Raw genomic sequence first — 15,524 nt, 5'->3', positions numbered from 1 at the left:
TTTTCCGGTGTCCGAACATGCGCCTCAAGCAGCTCACCAACCTCTCCACCACCCTCCTGATCACCGCCTGCCTGGCCCTGGGCGGCACGCTCTGGTGGTCGGAACGGGCGCTGGAGCAGCCCTACCTGCTGATGCAGCGCTACCTCAACCTGTCCCAGCAGTTCCAGCAGCAGATCGCCGCCAACGTGCAGGCCTACCTGGCCAGCGGCGACGCCGTACGCCACAGCCAGGCGATCCAGGCCATCGCCGAGCTGGAAGCGCAGCTGAGCGAGCTGCCGAGCGAACTGGCCGACACCCTGCGCCCCAGCCTGGAAGAGCTTAACCGTTTCGCCTCCAGCGACCTGCTCGCCGCCGGCAAGCTGGCGGGTGATCCGCAGGGCCTGCTGCTGCAGGCCGAGCGGGAGATGGGCGGCGCCCTCGACCAGTTGGCCCGCTACGCCGCCGACAGCGGCAATCCGCAGGCTGCCAGCTATGCCCAGCCGCTGTTCGCGGCGGCGCAACACCTGACACGTCTGGGCCATGCCCGCGGCAAGCTGGTGAGCAGCAGCCGCAGCGAACTGGCCGGCGACGTGGAGCGCGAACTGGGCGCCCTCACGCAGCAGGCCAGTGCGCTGGACGCCCTGCCGCTGCTCGGCGTGGCTGCCAGCGCAGATACCGGCAACAGCTTCGCCGACCTGCTCGGCCTGGCCGGCGACGCCGACCAGCAACAGGCGGAAGATCAGGGCATCGCCCTCAAGCGCGATTTCGCCAGCCTGGTCAAACGCTACCCGGCCGAACTGGCGCGCACCCGCGCACTGATTCAGCAGCGCAGCGAACTGGCCAGCGCCAGCGCCACCCGAATCGAGCAACTGCAGCAGGCCCTGGCCGGCCTCGAACCGCTGGTACGCGCCGAACACAGCCGCATCCAGGGCGAGGCGAGGCTGATCCAGGGCCTGGTGATCGGCCTGATCCTGCTGATCGCCCTCGGCCTGGACCAGATCCAGCGACGCCTGGGCAACGTGCTCAGCCGCCTGGCACCGGCCCTGTCGACCTGGGCCGCCGGCGATTTCGCCGCGGACATCCAGCTGCAGGCACGTACCCGCGAGATGCGCGATATCGAGGACTCGCTGAATCACCTGCGCCGTTATCTGGTGGAGTTGGTCGGCACCATCCACCAGCACGCTGGCGAAGTGGCCGGCAGCAGCCGCACCCTGGCCGAGCTGAGCCAGGGCCTGCATGGCGGCGCCGAGCGCCAGCTGGCCGACACCGCGCAGATCCGCGATGCTCTTGGCGAACTGGAGGGCACCATCGCCCGCGTCGCCGACGACGCCAGCCAGGCCGCCGAAGCCAGCCGCTCCGCCAGCCGCGCCGTGGAGCAGGGCCAGCGGGTGATCGAACAGAGCCTCAACGGCCTGCACGGGCTGGTCGGCGAGGTGCAGGGCAATGCCCAGTCCATCGAACAGCTGGCGGCCGAGACGGCCACCATCGGCTCGGTGCTCACGGTGATCCGCGGCGTGGCCGAACAGACCAACCTGCTCGCGCTGAATGCCGCCATCGAGGCGGCTCGCGCCGGCGAGATGGGCCGCGGCTTCGCCGTGGTGGCCGAGGAAGTGCGCTCGCTGGCCCAGCGCACCGGCGGCGCCACCGAGGAGATTCAGCAGTTGATCGCGCGCCTGCAGCAGGCCGCACAGCAGTCGGTCAGCGCGATGCGCGCCCAGGTCGAACATGCCGAAGCCACCGCCGGCCAGGCCGAGCAGGCCGACGGCGCGCTGGACGAAGTGGTGGTGGCCATCCGCACCATCGCCAGCATGGCCGAACGCATCGCCGAGGCCACCGCCCAGCAGGGTGGCGCGGCCAGCGAGATCCGCGACCGCAGCGAACGTATTCACCACCTGGGAGGCGACAACCTCACCCGCATCGACGAGGGCCGTGCCCAGGGCGAACAGCTGCTGCAGCTGGGTGGGCGCCTGCATACCGCAGTCCAGGCCTTCCGCGTGTAGCCGACCATCCACCAGCAATATCCGCTCACGCACTGCGCCGTTGCGTCGCCTAGGGTCGCTCGGCCGACTTGGGTATGATGCCGCCACGTCTCTCGTGCGAGCCCGCCATGCGCCGTCTGCTGCCCCTGTTCCTGCTGCTGTTCACCCTGCCCGCCCTGGCCGGCCTGTTCGACGATCCCGCCCCGCGCGGCGTGATCGACGACGCGCCACTGAACAACAGCGGCGACTTCCTGCCGGTGCGCGAGGCCTTCCGCCTGAGCCTGGTGAGCAGCGACGCCAAATCGGTGAAGCTGCGCTTCGTCAACGCCGAGGGCTACTACCTCTACCGCCACCGTTTCCAGTTCCGCATCGAGCCCAGGGACCTGGCCAAGGGCGAGGCCGTGCTGCCGGCCGGCGAGCCCAAGCACGACGAATACTTCGGCGATGTCGAGGTGTACTACGGCATCACCGACGTCACGCTGCCGATCGACAACCCCATCGACCTGCCTTTCACCGTGCACGTCAGCTACCAGGGCTGCGCCGACAAGGGCCTGTGCTACCCGCCGGAGAACGAGCGCATCGAGGTCGACGGCATGGGCGCCGCGCCGACCGCCAAGCCCACCGATGCACCGAGCGTTGCGCCGACGCAAAGCGGCTGGACCTGGAAGGAGCTGGCGCTGTTCTTCCTCGGCGGCCTGGCCCTGACCTTCACCCCCTGCGTGCTGCCGATGCTGCCGATCCTCACCGGCGTGGTCCTGCGCGGTCAGCCCGGCGGTGCGCGCAGCCTGGTGCTGTCGCTGGCCTACGTGCTGCCGATGGCGATCAGCTTCGCCATTCTCGGCGCGCTGATGGGCCTGTTCGGCGCCGAACTCAACCTGCAGGCGCGCCTGCAGTCGCCCTGGGTACTGGTGCCCTTCGCCATCTTCTTCGCCCTGTTCGGCGCCGCCAGCCTGGGCTTCCTCGAACTGCGCCTGCCCGCCGCCATCGACGGCCCGCTGCAACGGCTGAGCCAGCGTCTGAACGGCGGCACCGTGCTCAGCGCCGCCGCCCTCGGCGTGCTCTCCAGCCTGCTGGTCTCACCCTGCGTATCGGCACCGCTGGCCGGCGCCCTGCTGTATATCAGCGCCAGTGGCGACGCCCTCGGCGGCGGCCTCAAGCTGCTCGCCCTGGGCCTGGGCATGGGCGCGCCACTGGTTCTGTTCGCCGTTGGCGGCGGCGCCCTGCTGCCGAAGTCCGGCCCGTGGATGGTCAGCGTGCGCAATGCCTTCGGCGCCCTGCTGATGGCGGTCGCCGTATGGCTGCTGGAGCGCGTGGTGCCTGGCCCGATCGCCCTGGCGCTGTGGGGCCTGCTGGCTGCCGGCATCGCCCTGTGGCTGGGCGTGCTGGAGCTGACGCCCAAGACTCACCACCAGAAACTCGCCCAGTTGCTCGGCCTGCCCCTGCTAGTCTATGCCCTGGTCGCCTGGGTCGGCGCCCTGCAGGGCGAGAGCGATCCGCTGCGCCCGCTAGGCCGCGCCGAAGCCAGCCCGGCGCTCACTGCACCGACCGCACCACAGAGCGAATGGCAGACCGTTACCACCCCGGCCGAGCTGGACGCCGCCCTGGCCGCTGCAAAGAGCGCCGGCCAGCCGTTGCTGCTGGACTGGTACGCCGACTGGTGCATCAGCTGCAAGGTGATCGAGCGCGAGGTGCTGACGGCGCCGGCGGTGACCGCGCAGCTGGGCAGCTACCGGTTGATTCGCTTCGACATCACCGAGAGCCGCGAGGACCAGCGCGCCCTGCTCGACCGTTACCAGCTGTTCGGCCCGCCCGCGATCCTGTTCTTCGGTGAAAACGGTGACGAATGGGCGGATCTGCGTGTCGTAGGTGAAATCAGCGCCGCCGACTTCGCCGACCGCCTGACCCGCGCCGCCTCCCGCCAGAACTGACGACGTCATATTTCTGCCGTAAATTTCGTCCATCTTGCCGACTACTCCCGGCAACTGGACAGCCCGCAGCGCTTTCGGCATAGTCCCGGCCAATCCACGGTCAGAACAACAAGGAAGCGCCCATGGCCACTCTCCTGGTGCTGCACGGCCCCAATCTCAATCTGCTGGGCACCCGCGAGCCCGGCGTCTACGGCGCCACCACCCTGGCGCAGATCAACCAGGATCTGGAGCAGCGCGCCCGCGCCGCCGGCCACCACCTGATGTACCTGCAGAGCAACGCCGAGTACGAACTGATCGACCGCGTACATGCGGCGAAAGGTGAAGGAGTCGACTTTATCCTCATCAATCCGGCGGCTTTCACGCATACCAGCGTCGCATTACGTGACGCGCTGCTGGCGGTGAGCATCCCATTCATCGAAGTGCACCTGTCCAACGTGCACAAGCGCGAACCCTTCCGCCATCACTCCTACTTTTCCGACGTAGCGGTGGGAGTGATCTGCGGCCTCGGCGCCAGCGGCTATCGCCTGGCCCTGGAGGCTGCCCTGGAACAATTAGAACGCCCCTGACCTCACCCTTGGGAGTTGCAAAACTATGGATATCCGTAAAGTCAAAAAACTGATCGAGCTGCTGGAAGAGTCCGGTATCGACGAGCTGGAGATCCGCGAGGGCGAAGAGTCCGTGCGCATCAGCCGTCACAGCAAGCAGCCGGCCTACGCCCCGCAGCCGGTATACGCGGCCGCCCCGGCCCCGGTCGCCGCTCCGGTCGCCGCTGCTGCTCCGGCCGCCGCTGACGCCGCTCCGGCCGCCGCCAAGCTGAACGGCCACGTGGTGCGTTCGCCGATGGTCGGCACCTTCTACCGCGCCGCCTCGCCGACCTCGGCCAACTTCGCCGAAGTGGGCCAGAGCGTGAAGAAGGGCGACATCCTGTGCATCGTCGAAGCGATGAAGATGATGAACCACATCGAGGCCGAAGCCAGCGGCGTGATCGAGTCCATCCTGGTGGATAACGGCCAGCCGGTGGAATACGACCAGCCCCTGTTCACCATCGTTTGATGCGCGGGGAGCCTGCGATGCAGCTGGAAAAAGTCCTGATCGCCAACCGTGGCGAAATCGCCCTGCGCATCCTGCGCGCCTGCAAGGAGCTGGGCATCAAGACGGTGGCCGTCTACTCCACCGCCGACCGTGAGCTGATGCACCTGGGCCTGGCCGACGAGACCGTGTGCATCGGCCCGGCGCCCGGCGCCAAGTCCTACCTGAACATCCCGGCGATCATCGCCGCCGCCGAAGTCACCGGCGCCACCGCGATCCACCCCGGCTACGGCTTCCTCGCGGAAAACGCCGACTTCGCCGAGCAGGTGGAAAAATCCGGCTTCGCCTTCATCGGCCCGACCGGTGACGTGATCCGCCTGATGGGCGACAAGGTCTCGGCCAAGAACGCCATGATCAAGTCCGGCGTGCCCGTGGTACCGGGCTCCGAAGGCCCGCTGCCGGAAGACGAAGAAACCGCACTGAAGATCGCCCGTGAGGTCGGTTACCCGGTGATCATCAAGGCCGCCGGCGGCGGCGGTGGTCGCGGCATGCGCGTGGTGCACAAGGAAGAAGACCTGATCAAATCGGCCAAGCTGACCCGCACCGAAGCGGGCGCCGCCTTCGGCAACTCGATGGTCTATCTGGAGAAGTTCCTCGGCAATCCGCGTCACGTGGAAGTCCAGGTCCTGTCCGACGGCCAGGGCAACGCCATCCACCTGGGCGACCGCGACTGCTCCCTGCAGCGCCGCCACCAGAAGGTCCTGGAAGAAGCGCCAGCCCCGGGCATCGATGAGAAGGCCCGCGCCGAAGTGCTGCAACGCTGCGTCGACGCCTGTGTCGAGATCGGCTACCGCGGTGCCGGCACCTTCGAGTTCCTCTACGAAGACGGCCGCTTCTACTTCATCGAGATGAACACCCGCGTGCAGGTCGAGCACCCGGTCACCGAGATGGTCACCGGTATCGACATCGTCAAGGAGATGCTCAGCATCGCCGCCGGCAACAAGCTGTCGATCAAGCAGAGCGACGTGGTCATCCGCGGTCACGCCCTGGAGTGCCGGATCAACGCCGAGGACCCGGACAACTTCATGCCCTGCCCCGGCAAGGTCAAGCACTACCACGCCCCGGGCGGCAACGGCGTGCGGGTCGACTCGCACCTGTACAGCGGCTACTCGGTACCGCCGAACTACGACTCGCTGATCGGCAAGCTGATCACCTACGGCAAGGACCGCAGCGAAGCCATGGCGCGCATGCGCAATGCCCTGGACGAACTGGTTGTGGACGGCATCAAGACCAACATCCCGCTGCACCGCGACCTGACCCGCGACAAGGGTTTCGCCAAGGGTGGCGTGAACATCCACTATCTGGAGAAGAAGCTGGGCATGGACAAGCACTGAGTCCCTCCTCGCTTCAACGCACGGGCTGCCTACGGGCGGCCCGTGTGCTTTCCGGTCGGCGTCCGCGGTGGCGGCGGCCGAGCCCCTCAAGTAAGCTGCGCGCCCACGCAACACCGCACACGAGGTTCGCCATGCCCTGGTTACAAGTCCGTCTCGCCATCACCCCGGAACAGGCGGAGACCTACGAGGACGCCCTGCTCGGCGTCGGCGCCGTGTCGGTAACCTTCATGGACGCCGAGGATCAGCCGATCTTCGAGCCGGACCTGGGCACCACCCCCCTGTGGTCCAACACCCATCTGCTGGCCCTGTTCGAGGCCGACACCGACCCGGTCAACCTGGTCGCGCACCTGCAGTTGCTCACTGGCGGCGAGTTGCCGGCCCACGAGATCGAACACATCGCCGACCAGGACTGGGAGCGCAGCTGGATGGACAACTTCCAGCCCATGCGCTTCGGCCAGCGCCTGTGGATCGTGCCGAGCTGGCACGCCGCGCCGGAGCCGGAGGCGGTCAACCTGCTGCTCGACCCGGGCCTGGCCTTCGGTACCGGCACCCACCCGACCACCGCGCTGTGCCTGGAATGGCTGGACGGCCAGGACCTGGCGAACTGCACAGTGATCGACTTTGGCTGCGGCTCCGGCATCCTGGCCATCGCCGCCCTGCTGCTCGGCGCACCCCGGGCCATCGGCACCGATATCGACCCGCAGGCCCTGGAGGCATCGCGCGACAACGCCGGGCGCAACGGCATCGACCCGGCGCGTTTTCCGGTCTACCTGCCGGCCGACATGCCGCAACAGCCAGCCGAAGTGGTGGTGGCCAACATCCTGGCCGGCCCGCTGGTGTCGCTGGCGCCGCAGATCACCAGCCTGGTCCAGGCCGGCGGCCGCCTGGCGCTGTCCGGTATCCTCGCCGAGCAGGCCGAGGAAGTACGCGCCGCCTACGAAGGCGCCTTCGAGCTCGACCCGACCGCGATCAAGGACGGCTGGGTACGCATCAGCGGGGTGAAGCGCTAGCAGCGCTTGTATTCCCAGGCCCTTGCTTGGGTAAACTAGCGCCCTGTTTCGCACGGACCGCCGCATGACCGACAGTTTCGTCACTCAATGCCCCCACTGCCGTACCAGCTTCCGCATCAGTCGTGCGCAGCTGGGCGCAGCCCATGGCGCCGTGCGCTGCGGGGCCTGCATGCGCGTGTTCAATGCCGCCCAGCAACTGCTGGTCGACCAGAATCGAGTCAGCAAGCCGACTACGCCGGCGTCCGCTGCGACGACGCCACCGCCCGCCCCCGCCAGGCCGGCCGCCCCCGTTGAACAATCCAGTGCCGCGCAGCCGCGCCCGGCGCCTGTTGCCGCGCCGATCACGCCCAGCCAGCCTGCCGCCATACCGCCGGCACCCGCTCCCGCCCCGGCCAAGCCGAGTCCGGCACCGGCAGCGGCAGCGGCAGCGGCAGCGGAAAAGAAATCCGTCGACACCCTGTGGATCCACGACGACCTGGACCTGGACAGCCTCGATCTGGACGAGGAACTGGCCAAGCTGGAAGAGCAGGAGATGCAGCTGTCCCGCGAGTTCCTGGCGATGGGCAACGCCACGCCGAACAACGAGCACCTGCTGCATGGCGAGGAAGAAGACAACCGTCACGATGAGAGCTGGGCCGAATCGCTGATCAAGGACGAGCCGCCGCGCAAGCCGGAAGCCATGCAGATGGCGCGCCCACGCGTGGAGCCGCTGGCCGAGCCGCAATACCAGCCGGAGCCCAGACCCGAGCCGCGACCGGAGCAGATCCCCGCGCCAGCACCGGCACCAGCCGCCAAGGTCGAAGCGCCACGCAAGACGAAGCCGATCGAGGAGCCGCAGAGCGACCGCGACGAGCCGTCCCTGGGCGATCTCAGCGCCGACGAGGACGCCGAGGAAATCGGCGACGGCGACTACGGCATCGCCGCGGAGCAGCCCGCCAAGCCCGCGCGCAGCGAACCGGCGCTTCGCGACAACGGACTGCTGGACCTGAACGACGATCCGCTGCAGCTGGACTGGCAGCAACCGAAGAAGCCCTGGGGCCGCTGGATCGGCTGGGGTCTACTGAACCTGATCGCCGCCGGCGCACTGGCCACCCAGTACGTGATCTACCACTTCGAGGAGCTGGCCCGCCAGGACCAGTACCGCCCCTGGTTCGAGACCATCTGTCCGGAAATCAGCTGCAGCCTGCCGTCCAAGGTCGATATCGCCCAGGTGCGCAGCACCAACCTGGTGGTGCGCAGCCACCCGCAGTACATGGATGCGCTGATGGTCGACGCCATCCTCTACAACCGCGCCCAGTTCGCCCAGCCGTTCCCGCTGCTAGAACTGCGCTTTGCCGACCTCAACGGCCAGCTGATCGCCAGCAGCCGCTTCCGCCCCAGCGAGTACCTCAGCGGCGAGCTGGCCGGCCAGGACGAGATGCCACCGCAGACGCCGATCCATATCTCCCTGGAGATCAAGGACCCGGGCGCCAAGGCGGTCAACTACAGCCTCAGCTTCCACTCCCCGGAATAGGCCAAAAACGCCGGATTACCGGCGTTTGCGCCACTCCACCTAGCCAACGGCGATAACCCGATGGCTGCTCATAATTTGTTCAAAACAGCCTTTATCCGGTCATCGAGAGCGGGTATCATGCCCTCCCTTTTTCGCACTCCCCCGATCGCCGTTCCGCACTTTGGCAGGCTACGCCATTGCCCGAAACGACCCTCGAGACAACAGGGATGACCATGTCGGTGGTACGCATCGGCCCTTACACACTGCCCAATCAGCTGATCCTCGCCCCCATGGCGGGCGTCACCGATCAGCCGTTCCGGCAGCTGTGTCGGCGCCTCGGCGCCGGGCTGGTGGTCTCGGAAATGGTCACCAGCGACGTGCGCCTGTGGAATAGCCGCAAGTCCAGCCTGCGCATGATCCATACCGGTGATCCCGAGCCGCGCTCGGTGCAGATCGCCGGTGGCGATCCCGAGATGCTGGCCGAGGCCGCTCGTCGCAATGTGGAGATGGGCGCGCAGATCATCGACATCAACATGGGCTGCCCGGCCAAGAAGGTCTGCAACAAGGCCGCCGGTTCGGCGTTGATGAAAGATGAAGAATTGGTGACGGCGATCCTCAACGCCGTGGTCAGCGCCGTCGACGTGCCGGTGACCCTGAAGATCCGCACCGGCTGGGATCGCGCCAACAAGAACGGCATCACCGTGGCCAAGATCGCCGAGCAGGCCGGCATCGCCGCCCTCGCCGTGCATGGCCGCACCCGCGCCGACCTGTACACCGGCGAGGCCGAGTACGACACCATCGCCGCGATCAAGCAGGCGGTATCGATTCCGGTATTCGCCAATGGCGACATCGATTCGCCGCACAAGGCCCGGGCAGTGCTCGACGCCACTGGCGCCGACGCCCTGCTGATCGGTCGTGCGGCGCAAGGGCGGCCGTGGATCTTCCGCGAGATCGCCCACTACCTGGCGACCGGCAAGGAGCTGCCGGCGCCAACGCTGTACGAAGTAGAACGAATCCTGCTGGAACACCTGGCCGCGCTGCACGCCTTCTATGGCGACCTGATGGGCGTACGCATCGCCCGCAAGCACGTTGGCTGGTACCTGGCAACGCTACCCGGCGCCCGCGAGTTCCGCGCCGAGTTCAATCGTCTGGAAAGTACGGACGCGCAGTACACCGCCGCTCGGCAGTTCTTCGCCGAGCAGAACAATAAAGGAGAAGGGGTGGCCGCATGACGAGGATGACCGAGCCTTTTTTTGAGCAATCAGTTTTTGATGGGGCAGTACCCGTGAGCGACAACGCCAACCTGAAGCAGCACCTGAACACTCCGTTCGAGCAGGGCCAGACCCTGCGCGACAGCGTGGAGAAGGCACTGCACAACTACTTCGCCCATCTCGAGGGGGCCGACGTCACCGACGTCTACAATCTGGTCCTGACCGAGGTCGAAGCGCCGCTGCTGGAAACCGTGATGAACTACGTCAAGGGCAACCAGACCAAGGCCTCCGAGCTGCTCGGCCTGAACCGCGGCACCCTGCGCAAGAAGCTCAAGCAATACGATCTGCTGTAAGCCTCGAATACATGGAAAAGGGCGGCCCCCATACAAAAAGGGGTCGCCTTTTTTACTGAATCTCCAGCTCCGATGGACTTTGCAATGACCGACCAGACCACCCGCCTCCCCGTTCGCCGCGCCCTGATCAGCGTCTCCGACAAGACCGGCATCCTCGAGTTCGCCCGCGAGCTCGTCAGCCTGGGCGTGGAAATCCTCTCCACCGGCGGCACCTACAAGCTGCTCAAGGACAACGGCGTCGCGGCCGTGGAAGTCGCCGACTACACCGGCTTCCCGGAAATGATGGACGGTCGCGTCAAGACCCTGCACCCGAAGATCCACGGCGGCATCCTCGGCCGTCGCGCCCTCGACGGCGACGTGATGGAGCAGCACGGCATCAAGCCGATCGACCTGGTCGCGGTCAACCTCTACCCCTTCGCCGCCACCGTGGCCAAGCCGGGCTGTGACCTGGCCGACGCCATCGAGAACATCGACATCGGCGGCCCGACCATGGTCCGCTCCGCCGCGAAGAACCACAAAGACGTGGCCATCGTGGTCAACGCCAGCGACTACGCCGGCATCGTCGAGTCGCTGAAAGCCGGCGGCCTGAGCTACGCCCAGCGCTTCGACCTGGCCCTCAAGGCCTTCGAGCACACCGCTGCCTACGACGGCATGATCGCCAACTACCTGGGCACCATCGACCAGAGCCGCGACACCCTGTCGACCGAAGAGCGCGGTTCCTTCCCGCGCACCTTCAACAGCCAGTTCATCAAGGCCCAGGAAATGCGCTATGGCGAGAACCCGCACCAGAGCGCGGCGTTCTACGTGGAAGCGCAGAAAGGCGAAGCCAGCGTCGCCACCGCCATCCAGCTGCAGGGCAAGGAACTGTCGTTCAACAACGTGGCCGACACCGACGCCGCGCTGGAATGCGTGAAGAGCTTCGTCAAGCCAGCCTGCGTCATCGTCAAGCACGCCAACCCGTGCGGCGTGGCCGTGGCCACCGACGCCGAAGGCGGCATCCGCAAGGCCTACGATCTGGCCTACGCCACCGACACCGAGTCTGCCTTCGGCGGCATCATCGCCTTCAACCGCGAGCTGGACGGCGAGACCGCGAAAGCCATTGTCGATCGTCAGTTCGTCGAAGTGATCATCGCCCCGAAAATCTCCCAGGCAGCCCGCGACGTGGTTGCCGCCAAGGCCAACGTGCGCCTGCTCGAGTGCGGCGAGTGGCCGGCCGAACGTAGCGCCGGCTGGGACTTCAAGCGCGTCAACGGTGGTCTGCTGGTGCAGAGCCGCGACATCGGCATGATCACCGCCGATGACCTGAAAATCGTGACCAAGCGCGCGCCGAGCGAGCAGGAAATCCATGACCTGATCTTCGCCTGGAAAGTGGCCAAATTCGTCAAATCCAACGCCATCGTCTATGCCAAGGGCCGCCAGACCATCGGCGTCGGCGCCGGCCAGATGAGCCGCGTCAACTCCGCGCGCATCGCCGCGATCAAGGCCGAGCACGCCGGCTTGCAGGTTGCCGGTTCGGTGATGGCCTCCGACGCCTTCTTCCCGTTCCGCGATGGCCTGGACAATGCGGCCAAGGTCGGCATCACCGCAGTGATTCAGCCGGGCGGTTCGATGCGCGATGCCGAAGTCATCGCCGCAGCCGACGAAGCCAGCATCGCCATGGTATTCACCGGCATGCGCCACTTCCGCCACTAAGTGGCACGGCCGCGCTGAAGCAGGCGTCTGCGTTGTTGCGGACGACTTCGCTAATGCTCATTGCCAGTCGGCAACTGCGCTTATCGAAGCCATCCGCGCCTAGCATCCACCAGCTTCATCGCGGCCCGATAGAACGCTAGAAGCAAGTTTTCGTAGGGTGGATAACGCTTTGCTTATCCACCAAACGGGCTCAAGGCCCGCCTCCACTGGGAGAGCAACATGAACGTATTGATCATCGGCAGCGGCGGCCGCGAGCACGCCCTGGCCTGGAAAGTGGCACAGGACAAGCGCGTCGAGAAGGTCTTCGTCGCCCCGGGCAACGCCGGCACCGCCACCGAAGCCAAGTGCGAGAACGTCGCCATCGACGTGCTGGCCATCGAGCAGTTGGCCGACTTCGCCGAGAAGAACGTGCAGCTGACCATCGTCGGCCCGGAAGCGCCGCTGGTGAAAGGCGTGGTCGATCTGTTCCGCGCCCGCAAGCTGGACATCTTCGGCCCCACCGCCGCCGCAGCTCAGCTGGAAGGCTCCAAGGCCTTCACCAAGGACTTCCTCGCCCGCCACGCGATCCCCACTGCCGACTACCAGAACTTCACCGAAGTCGAGCCGGCCCTGGCCTACCTGCGTGAGAAGGGCGCGCCGATCGTGGTCAAGGCCGACGGCCTGGCGGCCGGCAAGGGCGTGATCGTCGCCATGACCCTGGAAGAGGCAGAAGAGGCCGTGCGCGACATGCTGTCGGGCAACGCCTTCGGCGATGCCGGCGCGCGTGTGGTGATCGAGGAGTTCCTCGACGGCGAAGAAGCCAGCTTCATCGTCATGGTCGACGGCGAGAACGTGCTGCCGATGGCCACCAGCCAGGACCACAAGCGTGTAGGCGACGCCGACACCGGCCCGAACACCGGCGGCATGGGCGCCTACTCGCCGGCCCCGGTGGTCACCGCCGACGTGCACCAGCGCGTGATGGACGAAGTGATCTATCCGACCGTGCGCGGCATGGCCAGCGAAGGTAACGTCTACACCGGCTTCCTCTACGCCGGGCTGATGATCGACAAGGCCGGCAAGCCGAAAGTCATCGAGTTCAACTGCCGCTTCGGCGACCCGGAAACCCAGCCGATCATGGTCCGTCTGGAAAGCTCCCTGGTGCTGCTGGTCGAGGCCGCCCTGGCCAAGGCGCTGGACAAGGTCGAAGCCACCTGGGACCCGCGTCCGACCGTGGGCGTGGTGATCGCCGCCGGCGGTTACCCGGCCGACTATGCCAAGGGCGATGTGATCGAAGGCCTGGACGCCGCTGCCAAGATCGACGGCAAGGTGTTCCACGCCGGTACCGCGCTGAACGCAGCCGGTGAAATCGTCACCGCCGGCGGCCGCGTACTGTGCGCCACCGCCATCGGCAAGAGCGTGTCCGACGCCCAGCAGCAGGCCTATCGCCTGGCCGAGCAGATCCGCTGGAACGGCAGTTTCTACCGCACCGACATCGGCTACCGCGCCATTGCCCGCGAGAACGGCGAAGGCTGATTTCAGCCGATGGAAAAAGGCCCCGCACTGCGGGGCCTTTTCGTTTCTGCGTGGCGATCAGTGCCAGTTGCGCAGGTCGCGATCCTTGGTCTCCGGCATCAGGAACAGGCCGATGACGAAGGTCATCACCGCTACCACGATCGGGTACCACAGCCCGTAGTAGATGTTGCCGGTGGCGGCGACCATGGCGAAGGCGGTGGTCGGCAGGAAGCCACCGAACCAGCCATTGCCGATGTGGTACGGCAGCGACATCGCCGTGTAGCGGATGCGCGTCGGGAACAGCTCCACCAGCAGCGCGGCGATGGGGCCATAGACCATGGTCACGAACAGCACCAGCACGGTGAGCAGCAGCACAAGCATCGGCGTGTTGATCTGCGCCGGATCGGCCTTGGCCGGGTAGCCGGCGCTGCGGATAACCTCGGTCATCTTGGCGTTGAAGGCATCGGACTGCGCCTTGAACTGATCGGCCGGCATGCCGGCGCCGGAGAACGAAGCGATGGTCTGCTCGCCGATACGGATGCTTGCCGGGGTGCCAGCCGGCGCTTCCTCGTTGGCGTAGTTCACCGAGTTGCGCGCCAGGAAGCCCTTGGCGATGTCGCACGAGGTGACGAACTTCGAGGTGCCCACCGGGTTGAACTGGAACGAGCATTCGTTGGGGTCGGCCACCACTGTCACTGGCGCCGAGACCTGGGCCTGCTCCAGCGCCGGGTTGGCGTAGTGAGTGATCAGACCGAACAGCGGGAAGTAGGTCAGCGCCGCAATCAGGCAGCCGCCGAGGATGATCGGCTTGCGCCCGATCTTGTCCGACAGCCAGCCGAACACGATGAAGAACGGCGTGCCGATCAGCAGCGACAGGGCGATCAGGATATTCGCCGTGGCGGCCTCCACCTTGAGCGTCTGGGTCAGGAAGAACAGCGCGTAGAACTGCCCCGTGTACCAGACCACCGCCTGGCCGGCGGTGCCGCCGAACAGGGCGACCAGCGCCACCTTGGCATTCTCCCAGCGGCCGAAGGCCTCGGTCAGCGGCGCCTTGGAGGTCTTGCCCTCCTCCTTCATCTTCTTGAAGGCCGGGCTCTCGCTGAGGGTCAGGCGAATCCACACCGAGATGGCCAGCAGCAGGATCGACAGCAGGAACGGGATGCGCCAGCCCCAGGCGGCGAACGCTTCCTCGCCCAGCCAGGTGCGGGTGCCAAGGATCACCAGCAGCGAGAGGAACAGGCCCAGCGTGGCGGTGGTCTGGATCCACGATGTATAGAAGCCGCGCCGCCCGTGTGGTGCATGCTCGGCCACGTAGGTCGCCGCGCCACCGTACTCGCCACCCAGGGCCAGGCCCTGGAACAGCCGCAGGACAATGAGGATGATCGGCGCCGCGATGCCCCAACTGGCATACGAGGGCAGGATGCCGACGATGAAGGTCGACAGGCCCATGATCATGATGGTGATGAGGAAGGTGTACTTGCGCCCGACCAGGTCGCCCAGGCGCCCGAAGAAGATCGCGCCGAACGGCCGTACCGCGAAACCGGCGGCAAAGGCCATGAGGGCGAAGATAAAGGCCGCGGTCGGGTTTACCCCGGAGAAGAACTGCGCCGCGATGATCGCCGAGAGAGAACCGTACAGGTAGAAGTCGTACCACTCGAAGACGGTGCCGAGGGATGAGGCGAAAATGACTTTTCGCTCCTCGGCGGTCATGGGTCCGGCCTGTGCCTGGCCGGCGTCTGCCGTTGCTACGCTCATGGGGGTGCCTCCCGACGCCAGTCGGCAGAGAGCGAGGATCGCCCTTTACCCGGACGTCTTTTCTTGTGATTGTTCTGACCAGGAAGGCTAGTCGGGCGTTGCATGAGCGGCATTAGACCTTAGTCTAATGTCCGGCAAATCTGTGGTAGGCGCCTGCGCCGTGCGCGAACGCCCCGGGCAAGACCGTCTCGATTGCCGATTCGGGACGGGT

12 protein-coding genes are annotated in these 15,524 nt (G+C 66.5%); 11 read left to right on the top strand and 1 reads right to left on the bottom strand.

The annotated features are described in order from the left end of the window. The first annotated feature begins 17 nt into the window (after positions 1-17). From IB232_RS00445 to purD, 11 genes are all read left to right on the top strand, one after another. Positions 18-1,979, top strand: coding sequence for a methyl-accepting chemotaxis protein (locus tag IB232_RS00445; RefSeq protein ID WP_192396606.1), 1,962 nt, complete (start codon positions 18-20; stop codon positions 1,977-1,979). 107 nt (positions 1,980-2,086) lie between these two features. Next, positions 2,087-3,886, top strand: a complete 1,800-nt coding sequence (gene dsbD, locus IB232_RS00440) for a protein-disulfide reductase DsbD (RefSeq protein WP_192396605.1) — start codon at positions 2,087-2,089, stop codon at positions 3,884-3,886. 122 nt (positions 3,887-4,008) lie between these two features. Then, positions 4,009-4,452: a type II 3-dehydroquinate dehydratase gene (aroQ, locus tag IB232_RS00435; protein WP_192396604.1), complete on the top strand. Its 444-nt coding sequence runs from the start codon at positions 4,009-4,011 to the stop codon at positions 4,450-4,452. 25 nt (positions 4,453-4,477) lie between these two features. Beyond that, the gene (accB, locus tag IB232_RS00430; protein ID WP_192396603.1) at positions 4,478-4,939 is read left to right on the top strand and encodes an acetyl-CoA carboxylase biotin carboxyl carrier protein; all 462 of its coding nucleotides are present in this window, start codon (positions 4,478-4,480) and stop codon (positions 4,937-4,939) included. 17 nt (positions 4,940-4,956) lie between these two features. Next, on the top strand, positions 4,957-6,309 hold the full coding sequence (accC, locus tag IB232_RS00425; protein WP_192396602.1) for an acetyl-CoA carboxylase biotin carboxylase subunit: 1,353 nt from the start codon (positions 4,957-4,959) through the stop codon (positions 6,307-6,309). A 131-nt stretch (positions 6,310-6,440) separates the two neighbouring features. Continuing rightward, the gene (gene prmA, locus IB232_RS00420; protein ID WP_192396601.1) at positions 6,441-7,319 is read left to right on the top strand and encodes a 50S ribosomal protein L11 methyltransferase; all 879 of its coding nucleotides are present in this window, start codon (positions 6,441-6,443) and stop codon (positions 7,317-7,319) included. A 64-nt stretch (positions 7,320-7,383) separates the two neighbouring features. Then, entirely contained in the window at positions 7,384-8,832 is a 1,449-nt protein-coding gene (locus IB232_RS00415) for a DUF3426 domain-containing protein (protein ID WP_192396600.1), read from the top strand. A gap of 212 nt (positions 8,833-9,044) precedes the next feature. After that, complete coding sequence (gene dusB / locus IB232_RS00410; protein WP_192396599.1) at positions 9,045-10,043, top strand: tRNA dihydrouridine synthase DusB; 999 nt, start codon at positions 9,045-9,047, stop codon at positions 10,041-10,043. Continuing rightward, the gene (gene fis, locus IB232_RS00405) at positions 10,040-10,375 is read left to right on the top strand and encodes a DNA-binding transcriptional regulator Fis (protein ID WP_043307105.1); all 336 of its coding nucleotides are present in this window, start codon (positions 10,040-10,042) and stop codon (positions 10,373-10,375) included. The genes dusB and fis overlap by 4 nt, the downstream gene beginning before the upstream one ends. Before the next feature lie 84 nt (positions 10,376-10,459). Beyond that, positions 10,460-12,067, top strand: coding sequence for a bifunctional phosphoribosylaminoimidazolecarboxamide formyltransferase/IMP cyclohydrolase (gene purH, locus IB232_RS00400; protein ID WP_192396598.1), 1,608 nt, complete (start codon positions 10,460-10,462; stop codon positions 12,065-12,067). A 219-nt stretch (positions 12,068-12,286) separates the two neighbouring features. Next, positions 12,287-13,579, top strand: coding sequence for a phosphoribosylamine--glycine ligase (gene purD / locus IB232_RS00395; protein ID WP_192396597.1), 1,293 nt, complete (start codon positions 12,287-12,289; stop codon positions 13,577-13,579). A 57-nt stretch (positions 13,580-13,636) separates the two neighbouring features. On the opposite strand, the gene IB232_RS00390 is transcribed toward purD, so the two are convergent. After that, on the bottom strand, positions 13,637-15,313 hold the full coding sequence (locus tag IB232_RS00390; protein ID WP_225592066.1) for an MFS transporter: 1,677 nt from the start codon (positions 15,311-15,313) through the stop codon (positions 13,637-13,639). Between the last annotated feature and the right edge of the window lie 211 nt (positions 15,314-15,524).

This window comes from Pseudomonas sp. PDM15 (genome assembly GCF_014851565.1).
Classification (GTDB): domain Bacteria; phylum Pseudomonadota; class Gammaproteobacteria; order Pseudomonadales; family Pseudomonadaceae; genus Aquipseudomonas.
The sequence above is the reverse complement of the archived record's forward strand: the minus strand, read 5'-3'. Positions and strand labels throughout refer to the sequence as shown.

Coding starts and splice junctions, on each gene's coding strand:
- dsbD (WP_192396605.1), top strand. CDS start 2,087: ATGCGCCGTCTGCTGCCCCTGTTCCTGCTGCTGTTCACCCTGCCCGCC.
- IB232_RS00445 (WP_192396606.1), top strand. CDS start 18: ATGCGCCTCAAGCAGCTCACCAACCTCTCCACCACCCTCCTGATCACC.
- purH (WP_192396598.1), top strand. CDS start 10,460: ATGACCGACCAGACCACCCGCCTCCCCGTTCGCCGCGCCCTGATCAGC.
- IB232_RS00415 (WP_192396600.1), top strand. CDS start 7,384: ATGACCGACAGTTTCGTCACTCAATGCCCCCACTGCCGTACCAGCTTC.
- accC (WP_192396602.1), top strand. CDS start 4,957: ATGCAGCTGGAAAAAGTCCTGATCGCCAACCGTGGCGAAATCGCCCTG.
- fis (WP_043307105.1), top strand. CDS start 10,040: ATGACGAGGATGACCGAGCCTTTTTTTGAGCAATCAGTTTTTGATGGG.
- aroQ (WP_192396604.1), top strand. CDS start 4,009: ATGGCCACTCTCCTGGTGCTGCACGGCCCCAATCTCAATCTGCTGGGC.
- prmA (WP_192396601.1), top strand. CDS start 6,441: ATGCCCTGGTTACAAGTCCGTCTCGCCATCACCCCGGAACAGGCGGAG.
- IB232_RS00390 (WP_225592066.1), bottom strand. CDS start 15,313: ATGAGCGTAGCAACGGCAGACGCCGGCCAGGCACAGGCCGGACCCATG.
- dusB (WP_192396599.1), top strand. CDS start 9,045: ATGTCGGTGGTACGCATCGGCCCTTACACACTGCCCAATCAGCTGATC.
- accB (WP_192396603.1), top strand. CDS start 4,478: ATGGATATCCGTAAAGTCAAAAAACTGATCGAGCTGCTGGAAGAGTCC.
- purD (WP_192396597.1), top strand. CDS start 12,287: ATGAACGTATTGATCATCGGCAGCGGCGGCCGCGAGCACGCCCTGGCC.